Origin of the sequence: Nostoc sp. FACHB-888, assembly GCF_014696655.1 — a bacterium.
In the GTDB taxonomy this organism is placed as follows: domain Bacteria; phylum Cyanobacteriota; class Cyanobacteriia; order Cyanobacteriales; family Nostocaceae; genus Nostoc.
The window spans coordinates 1-4,708 of record NZ_JACJQM010000270.1; the positions used below are offsets into that span (position 1 = coordinate 1).

8 protein-coding genes and 1 pseudogene are annotated in these 4,708 nt (G+C 42.5%); 2 read left to right on the top strand and 7 right to left on the bottom strand.

What is annotated here, in order from left to right; genetic code table 11:
- Window positions 1-15: 15 nt before the first annotated feature.
- From H6G26_RS38705 to H6G26_RS38735, 7 genes are all read right to left on the bottom strand, one after another.
- Window positions 16-417, bottom strand: a complete 402-nt coding sequence (locus H6G26_RS38705; protein ID WP_190737072.1) for a hypothetical protein — start codon at window positions 415-417, stop codon at window positions 16-18.
- Between the two features lie 17 nt (window positions 418-434).
- On the bottom strand, window positions 435-641 hold the full coding sequence (locus H6G26_RS38710) for a hypothetical protein (RefSeq protein WP_190737074.1): 207 nt from the start codon (window positions 639-641) through the stop codon (window positions 435-437).
- A 65-nt stretch (window positions 642-706) separates the two neighbouring features.
- Window positions 707-1,549: a hypothetical protein gene (locus H6G26_RS38715; RefSeq protein ID WP_190737076.1), complete on the bottom strand. Its 843-nt coding sequence runs from the start codon at window positions 1,547-1,549 to the stop codon at window positions 707-709.
- Between the two features lie 249 nt (window positions 1,550-1,798).
- Complete coding sequence (locus H6G26_RS38720; protein ID WP_190737086.1) at window positions 1,799-2,173, bottom strand: hypothetical protein; 375 nt, start codon at window positions 2,171-2,173, stop codon at window positions 1,799-1,801.
- A 25-nt stretch (window positions 2,174-2,198) separates the two neighbouring features.
- Window positions 2,199-2,351, bottom strand: coding sequence for a hypothetical protein (locus H6G26_RS38725; RefSeq protein ID WP_190737078.1), 153 nt, complete (start codon window positions 2,349-2,351; stop codon window positions 2,199-2,201).
- Window positions 2,352-2,466: 115 nt separating this feature from the next.
- Window positions 2,467-2,793, bottom strand: coding sequence for a hypothetical protein (locus H6G26_RS38730; RefSeq protein ID WP_190737080.1), 327 nt, complete (start codon window positions 2,791-2,793; stop codon window positions 2,467-2,469).
- Window positions 2,794-2,910: 117 nt separating this feature from the next.
- Entirely contained in the window at window positions 2,911-3,888 is a 978-nt protein-coding gene (locus H6G26_RS38735) for a hypothetical protein (protein WP_242054304.1), read from the bottom strand.
- On the opposite strand from H6G26_RS38735, the gene H6G26_RS43500 reads away from it, so the two are divergent.
- Window positions 3,878-4,258: a helix-turn-helix transcriptional regulator gene (locus H6G26_RS43500; RefSeq protein ID WP_242054305.1), complete on the top strand. Its 381-nt coding sequence runs from the start codon at window positions 3,878-3,880 to the stop codon at window positions 4,256-4,258. The two genes, H6G26_RS38735 and H6G26_RS43500, sit on opposite strands and share 11 nt — an antisense overlap.
- A 145-nt stretch (window positions 4,259-4,403) precedes the next feature.
- Window positions 4,404-4,708, top strand: a pseudogene (locus H6G26_RS38745) (hypothetical protein); the annotation flags it as partial.

A 4,708-nucleotide genomic window follows, 5' to 3' on the forward strand; every position in this document is an offset into this window, starting at 1 on the left:
ATTTTCTTAATTATCCTAATTTTTTGCGTTGTCATTAACTGAAATTAATTCATACTTCAAATTGAAGTGCGGAATGTGGGTTAAATGTTGTGGTGGGTTATCAAAAAACTGTTTGAGATGCCATCTCCGAACTTGATAACGTTTAGAAGAATGGCGGCTAGTTTTCAACCAACCACGGCGCACCCAACCAGAAACGGTGGTGGAATGCACACACAGAACACGGGCGATTTCAGCACTACTATAGTTATCGAGAAAGGGGCTTGTAGAATAACCTAAAGCCCAAAGCTTAGTAGCGATAGCAATTGGAGTGCGAAAGTATCCATGTCTTTTTAAGATTGAGGCTATTTGTTTTGGGGTATAAAGTTCAGCCTTAGCTTCAATGATTGCTAGTTCTTCATCAGTCCATTTTGTATGCATCTGATTAGCTCCCCTATTTATGCAGATTTAGTAGAATGTTCTTTGACAATTTGAGCGCTGATTGATTCAAAGTCCACTTGAAAGATGTTCATATCTACGGACATTTGCCCAGTGTTGTAGCGGTCTACTATGCGCTGCTTGATTGCAGATTCATCAAGTCCATCAGGGATATCGATGTGAGCCTCACTTGTGATTTTTTCAACAACTGTAACGATGACTTTCATGGGTAATTCCTATTTGATTAATTGAGGATTCAGAAGTAAAAATATTCTGAATCCTGACTGCTGATTTACACTGCCCCAGTCTTTACTGCTTGCACTTGTTGCATCCATACGCTGATTGCTATTAACTCATCTGCACCGCTAGCAACAGCATCAACAACAAGATTTTGATACGAAGACTCAACATGATTGGGATGGTCACACTTGCCTGCTGCCCAAGCCAAACACATGGTTTTGATTAGTTCATTAATCTGGTTAATATCAAGTAGACTTGGGCGATCAACATCCTGAAATTGCAACCACTCTCTGACCAAATCAAGCGGATAATCAAGCAAGGTGCGAATATTTTTAACTCGTAAATCCTGTGGGTGTACTGGTTGAGGGACTACGCTAAGTTTTGGTGGAGTCAGTGGTGGTTCTGGAATGGAGCTTGAAGTTGCACCCAATAAAGATTGGATGTCACGAATGATAGTTGCCCAATTTAAATCTCTACTCCATTCTCTGTAAATCTTGGTTTTACTTGCAGCATCGTAAAGATTACAGAAAACTGTGTTTTCGTTGCCAGCATTAGCGACAATAATCAGTGGTTTGGAGAAATCTTGGATTAATGAGGCAGCTAAAAGGAAGCTTTTGGCGAAATTGGTTTCAACACCAGTTCTTATGACGTAAAGTTCATCGGCACTGATAACAATATCCAGCTTCAGATTGTCTTTGCCTTTAAACTCTTTAGTCGTTAGGCGGAGTTCAGACAAATATCCAGTTAATGCTCTTTGGGTAACAGGGATTTTCTTGTCTTGGTTGATATTGAACTTGTACCAAACGTAAGATTCTCCGTCTACTTCTCCCTGATTTACAAATAAATAGATGGGTTCGGGAGGGTTGCATAAACCTAGTTTGATTTCAGTAACCATATTTTGTTGACCTGTGCAATAATTAGTGGTTTGTAGCGTAAACTTTCAGCGCTTTACGATTGCTTGAAGAAAAGCTGATATTCAAGCAATCGCTTTTCTACTAAACAGAAGGCTGTTAATTGGAGGGGAAAAGGGGAAAGGGGAAGGGGGAAAGGATAGAGAAGGAAAAGCTTTTCTCAATACAGTACAGAGCAAACATTTTTAAATATGAAGCTTCCCTTTTCCCTTAACCCTTTCCGTTTCCCCCTCTTATTTTTGGTCTAATTCCCATTGCAAATAAGTGAGCGCAGTGCTAGCATCCGCAATGTTTAAATCAGGTTGATATCCCTCGTTCAGTAGTTGTCTGTAGTCTGGGTGCGTAGCGATAAGGGATATCAGGGTTTGGGCTTGTTCAAGTAATTGGTGGAGGCTGGGGCTAGACATTTCAATGCCCAATCGTGAGCATAAATCCTCCGCTTTCACTCCCATGATTCCTGGCTCAATCTCGGTTTCTAATTCTTCAAGCAGAGATTGAAAATTAGGATGTTCATCGTTGATTTCAATCTCAAATAAATCTGCACTCTTTGTAACGACAGTTGCCCAATCGGGTAAAGTTTGTGGAATGGTCTTTGCGTAAAGTTTCATGATTTTATCCTCTGGGATTAATAACCTAAAAATCCTCGGCAATCTCCAACAAAAAGCCGCGTCCAGTGTTCTGTACTTGCACCACTTCCTTATCCAGATCCAGCAGTGTTTGAATGACTGAATCTGAGAATTGGAATTGCAAACGGTGCAGAGGAACACAACCACCAAAAGAATTCAAAATGCAAAATTAAAAATGCAAAATTAATTTCTTCTTCAATTTTGAATTTTGAATTAATAATTTTGAATTTGAGCAAAGCGAATGATTAGCTCTACGGTCAAAGTTGTCTGTAGAATTAGCCATTGTTTGTACCTTGAGTTAATGCGGTTAACTTTCGGTTGAGAATATTTATCTGCTGTTGGTAAACGTCAATTTCAGCAGTGATTTGACGGAATAGTTCTTCTGGAGAGAGCAGTTTAATTTGATCTTCCTGAAAGTGGAACAATTCATCAGAGTTTTTATTAGACATCAGAGCATAACGCCAACCAACACCGAATTGTTCAGCCAATTCTGTACCAGAGGGATAGTAGTAAAGTCCTAAAATCGTGCCTTGTTCTGTGCGCTGCTCCAAAGCAAAGCGAGGGTAGTCCCAGTGTTTAGGGATTGATATTGTGGGTTGCATATTAATTGGTGAATGAAGGGACAATGAAGCGGAGGAGCGGAGGAGCAAAGGAGCAGAGGAGAGATTTGTACAGATTCTTTCCCCTCTGCACCCCTGCCCCTCTGCCCCCCTGCCTGCTTACGCTGTAACTAACTCCGCTCTCTCCAACAGTCGTTGCAATTTATCGCCAGTTAGCTGTTTTAACGGTTGCTCTAAAAAATATTCATCAAAAATGGATTTGCCATCAGTAAACACGCCCACCATCGACAGCGATTGAACTGCTGACATTACAGAATCACAGGGTATGCGCTGGGTTTCGTCTGCTGCGCGTGTGAACCACCAGCCAGCGTCAATCGGCCCTACTTCGCCCAGTTTTACGTCGTTGTGGTAAATGCCGTCGTCGAGGATTTCGTAACCGTATTTCTCGCATTCGTTGAAAATCTGCGCCATGATTTCGTTGCCAGTGATAGAAGAGGACAAGGAGCAGGGCGCGGGGTGCATGGGAGAGAATCTTTCTCCTTTGCCCCCAGCTAAGAGTCCCCCTGCTTCTTCTTGCACAGCTAATGAGCCATCTTTGTAGTGAGTGCAGATGAAGCGATGACAACGCATTGGAGTGTTGGCACGAAATACTTCTTTACCGTTAACTATGACTACCCAGCGTTGCGTTAAGTGGTTGTCGTCATGGCTGATGCTGGCTATCAGTTTGTCATCAGCGTAATATTCATGATGGTCAAAAGAGATTTCGACTATTGTAAAGGGTTCGGGAGCTACAACTTGGGCTTGGTCAGCGATGTAGTTGTCGAGTTCGGTTTGGGCGAGGGCTTGGTTGTCGGGGGCAGTGGGGGCGACTTTCTGAATCTTGCTTGCCTGATAGTTAACAATGGCGGAAATCCAGGCATCCTTACAGCGTTTGTCGCTTACTTCGACTGTGCAGCCGATTTCGCTGTAGATTTGCTTGAGTCGGGCAATGGATTTCAGTTGCAGCTGTTGATAAGTGTAGATAGCGTGAGTCATAATTAAGATTCCTGTACGGATGTATGGGTTTTTCAAAAGGCGATCGCACGAAGTTTTCCAGGCTGTAAGCGGTCGCCTTTTGTTTGTCTCTATGATTATCATATTAGTCGCTACGACTAATGGTGTCAAGCTATCGACTAACATATATCTCACAGCAATTTATGCTATAGTCGCAGCTACTAAGGGGCAAACACAAGGAGGTGTAAGGTTAAAGATGCCGATATTTATAAAAGAATCAATGCCGATTAAGTGGCGCTTGGCTGTATTGATGGCTGATAGAGAAATTGATTATAAAGAGCTTGCCGAGATGACAGGTATGCATCCTGTGACTATCAGCAAGCACAAAAATATTCGTGTGATGCCAGAGAGGTTAGAAAGAGAGACATTGGAGAAATACTGCAAAGCTCTTAACTGCCAACCTGGTGATTTGTTAACTTATGTGCCGGATGAACCGAAAGGGCAAACATCGTAGTGTATCGCTTTTGACAAACATCTGCTAGCTGATAAGTCAAAAGTATTTTTCCTCTGAAGCTGTATCTCTCTTATGAAAGCTCGATTTTTAGAATTGATTTGCGATCGACTCTAAGCAATGGCACTGAACCAAAAGAGGTGGAAAAATGAATAAACCACCCCGTAAGCGCAACAAAGCCACCTCTGCTGCTTCTGATGATTCAAAAACACCCCCTGACTCTGTAAATGAGGATATTTCCCTTCAAGAAGACCCAGCCTCAGCAACAATTACCGTTACTGCTGTTGAAATTCCTGAATTAACCGAGCAGGAGGAGAGCGATCGCCTGTACCTAGAGAGGAAAGTGGAGAGGGCATTTTTTGAGGCAGGCAAGGCATTGGCCCAGTTGCGCGATCGCAGGTTATACAGATCCACTCATCGCACATTTGAGGAGTATTGTCGTGATAGATTTGG

Bases quoted from the DNA above. Each gene is read 5' to 3' on its own strand.
- H6G26_RS38705 (WP_190737072.1), bottom strand. From the start codon at position 417: ATGCATACAAAATGGACTGATGAAGAACTAGCAATCATTGAAGCTAAG.
- H6G26_RS38710 (WP_190737074.1), bottom strand. From the start codon at position 641: ATGAAAGTCATCGTTACAGTTGTTGAAAAAATCACAAGTGAGGCTCAC.
- H6G26_RS38715 (WP_190737076.1), bottom strand. From the start codon at position 1,549: ATGGTTACTGAAATCAAACTAGGTTTATGCAACCCTCCCGAACCCATC.
- H6G26_RS38720 (WP_190737086.1), bottom strand. From the start codon at position 2,173: ATGAAACTTTACGCAAAGACCATTCCACAAACTTTACCCGATTGGGCA.
- H6G26_RS38730 (WP_190737080.1), bottom strand. From the start codon at position 2,793: ATGCAACCCACAATATCAATCCCTAAACACTGGGACTACCCTCGCTTT.
- H6G26_RS43500 (WP_242054305.1), top strand. From the start codon at position 3,878: ATGATTATCATATTAGTCGCTACGACTAATGGTGTCAAGCTATCGACT.
- H6G26_RS38735 (WP_242054304.1), bottom strand. From the start codon at position 3,888: ATGATAATCATAGAGACAAACAAAAGGCGACCGCTTACAGCCTGGAAA.